Annotated in this window: 3 protein-coding genes; all 3 read right to left on the bottom strand. The window is 71.5% G+C overall.

Annotation, left to right across the window (positions count from 1 at the left end; all coding sequences use genetic code 11):
* The coding region (locus tag QZ483_RS13250; protein ID WP_297084793.1) for an amidohydrolase at positions 1 to 890 on the bottom strand (890 nt) is incomplete at its 3' end.
* A 6-nt stretch (positions 891 to 896) separates the two neighbouring features.
* Complete coding sequence (gene ffh / locus QZ483_RS13245) at positions 897 to 2,498, bottom strand: signal recognition particle protein (RefSeq protein ID WP_297084790.1); 1,602 nt, start codon at positions 2,496 to 2,498, stop codon at positions 897 to 899.
* Positions 2,499 to 2,657: 159 nt separating this feature from the next.
* A partial coding sequence (locus QZ483_RS13240) for an HD domain-containing protein (protein WP_297084789.1) occupies positions 2,658 to 3,364 on the bottom strand: 707 nt, incomplete at its 5' end.

The raw sequence follows: 3,364 nt of genomic DNA, 5'->3' as shown, positions 1-3,364 counted from the left end.
ATGGCCGCCGCCTCCTGCGGCAGCAGCCCGTGCCCCAGGGTGCCCCCCGCATCGGTGCCGACGAGGAGCGGCACCCCCGCCTCGTGGAACGCCCTCACCTGCTCGAACCGTCGTTCGTGCAAGCGCCGCATGCGCGCCGCGTAAGCGGGGAACTTGCTCTCCCCCGCATCGGCGTATCCCACGAAGTTGTCGATCTGCAGCAGGGTGGGCACCACGGGGATGCCGCGCTCGGCCGCGATGCGCATGTGCTGCTCGGTCATGCCGGTCCCGTGCTCGATGCAGTCGATCCCGGCGTCCAGCAGCGGGTCGATGGCCTCCTCCGCGAACGTGTGCACCGTCGCCCGGGCGCCCTCGGTGTGAACCGCGGCCACCGCATCGGCCAGCTGCTCGGGTGACCACAGCGGCACCAGATCCCCGACCTCCCGGTCGATCCAGTCGCCGATGAGCTTGATCCAGCCGTCGCCCTTGCGCGCCTCGTCGACCGCGACCGCCGTGAGGTCCTGAGGCTCGATCTCGCGGGCGAAGTAGCGCAGGTAGCGCTTGGGACGCGCGATGAAGCGCGCGGACCGGATCAGGCGCGGCAGGTCGTCGCGCTCGTGCACGAAGGACGTGTCGAGAGGCGAGCCGGCATCCCGGATCAGCAGCGTGCCGCGGTCGCGATCGAGCGTCGCCTGCTTGACCGCGAGGTCGCGGTCCGTCGCGCCGCCGGAGTCCAGGCCCACGTGGCAGTGGACGTCGACGAGGCCGGGCACCGCCACGCCGTCGACCCGGGTGACCGTGCCGCTGTGGCGCGGGCGCTCGTAGGTGATGCGGCCGTCGAGGACCCACGCCTCGGGCGCCACCGTCGCGTCGTCGACCAGTACCGGCCCGGTCAGGTGCAGCACGGTCACGGGCGCCTACCGCTTGAGGTACTTGCCGAGGTCCGAGTCCAGCTGCGACGGATCGAAGTCCTGCTCCTGCTGCCCCAGGCCGAACGCGCTGCCCGCCGGCTGCGCCGGTCCGTTCGCGGCGCGGTTGCGGGCGGCCGCCTCCTGCTGCGCGCGCTTGGCGGGGTTGCCGGACTTGCCCTTGACCTTGCGCTGCGGCGCCTGCTTGCCCTTCGACTTCTTGCCGCCGGGCATGCCGCCCCACGCGCCCGGGGCTCCGCCACCCTGGCCGGGCAGCTGAGGCATGCCGCCGCCCTGGGCCATCGCTCGCATCATCTTCTGGGCGTCCTCGAACCGCTTGACCAGGGAGTTCACATCCGAGACCTGCATGCCCGAGCCCGCGGCGATGCGCGAGCGGCGTGAGCCGTTGAGGATCTTGGGGTTGTCGCGCTCGGCGGGCGTCATCGACTGGATGATCGCCTCGGTGCGGACCAGTTCGCGCTCGTCGAAGTTCTCGATCTGGTCGCGCATCTGACCCATGCCGGGCAGCATGCCCAGCATCTTCTTCATCGAGCCCATGTTCTTCAGCTGCTGCATCTGGCTCAGGAAGTCCGTGAGGGTGAAGTCCTCGCCCTTGGTGACCTTGTCGGCCATCCGCTGGGCCTCCTGCTGGTCGAAGGCCTTCTCGGCCTGCTCGATCAGCGTGAGGATGTCGCCCATGTCGAGGATGCGTCCGGCCATGCGGTCCGGGTGGAAGACCTCGAAGTCGTCGAGCTTCTCGCCCGTGGACGCGAACAGAATGGGCCGGCCCGTGACCTCGCGCACCGACAGCGCGGCGCCGCCTCGCGTGTCACCGTCGAGCTTGGTGAGCACCACGCCCGTGAAGTCCACGCCCTCCTGGAAGGCGGTCGCCGTGGCGACGGCGTCCTGGCCGATCATCGCGTCGATCGTGAACAGGACCTCGTCCGGCTCGATCGCCTTGCGGATGTCCGCGGCCTGCTTCATGAGCTCCTGGTCGACGCCCAGGCGGCCGGCGGTGTCGACGATCACCACGGAGTACTGGCGGGCCTCGGCCTCCTTGAGGCCCTTCTTCGCGACCTTGACGGGGTTGCCGCGCACGCGCTCGCCCTCGCGGGTGACGCCGGGCTCGGGGGCGAACACCGGCACGCCGGCGCGCTCGCCCACGACTTGGAGCTGGTTGACGGCGTTGGGGCGCTGGAGGTCCGCGGCGACGAGCAGCGGGGTCTGGCCCTGACCCTTGAGGTAGTGCGCGAGCTTGCCGGCCAGCGTGGTCTTTCCCACACCCTGGAGGCCCGCGAGCATGATGACCGTGGGGCCGTTCTTGGCGTGGCGCAGGGGGCGCGCCTCGCCGCCGAGGATCGCGATGAGCTCCTCGTTGACGATCTTGACGACCTGCTCGCCGGGGTTCAGTGCACCAGAGACCTCGGCACCCAGCGCGCGCTCGCGGATGTTGCCGGTGAAGGTGCGGACCACGGGCACCGCGACGTCCGCGTCGAGCAGAGCGCGGCGGATCTCGCGGATGGTGCCGTCGATGTCCGCCTCGGTCAGGCGGCCCTTGCCGCGCAGGCCCTTGAACGTGGCTGTCAGGCGGTCGGAGAGGTTCGCGAACACAGATGTCCCTTACGTTGAAGCGTGGCCTCGAGTCTACCGGCGGCGCGCGGGTGCGCTCTCGCGGCCCCTCCCTTCCCGAGCGAAATGGGCCCACTTCGCTCGTTTCAGGGGCTAGGTGAGAGAGAACGCACCGCCAGGAGGGCCGATGCGCGGGTCGGGTCAGCGGTCGCGTGCGTCGAGTTCGCGGCGGGCCTTGGCGGTGAGCGTGTCGATGAGGCTCGCGCGCCACGTGGTCCAGGCCTTGGGTCCGGCGGCGCGCGCATCGGCCTCGGTCAGGGCGCGCAGCGTCTCGAGCAGGTCGCGGCGGTGGTCGACCGCGTCGAGCAGTCGCGCGACGGTCTCGGGCGCGTCCGGATCCTCGGTGGTCGCGAGCGAGGCGAGCGTCAGGTGCTCGCGGACCAGCAGCTCGAGGTCCTTCGCGGTCTGCTCCGCGAGCCCCATGCGAGCGGCGATCGCGGGGATCAGCACGGCGCCGTCGACCGAGTGGTCCGTCGCGCCCGCGCGCTTGCCGATGTCGTGCAGCCATGCGGCCAGCAGCAGGAGGTCGCCGTCGGGGACCTGTCGCCGGTGCTTGCCCGCGAGCACCACAGCCTCGAGCATGTGGCGGTCGACCGTGAAGCGGTGCACGGGGCTGCGCTGCGGCCGGTTGCGCACGCCCTCCCACTCGGGCACCCACCGGACCGCCAGGCCGTGCAGGTCCACGGCCTCCCACACGTTGACCAGGTGACTGCTCGAGCGCAGCAGGTCGCGCAGGTGCTGGCGCGCCTCGGCCGGCCACGGCTCGGGGAGATCGGGGCAGCGCTGCAGCGCCAGCAGCAGGTTGGGGGTGAACGAGAGCCCCGTGCTCGCCGCGGTCGCGGCGGCGC

The organism is uncultured Demequina sp. (assembly GCF_913055775.1).
GTDB lineage: Bacteria > Actinomycetota > Actinomycetes > Actinomycetales > Demequinaceae > Demequina.
This window is presented reverse-complemented; position numbering and strand designations above follow the sequence as displayed.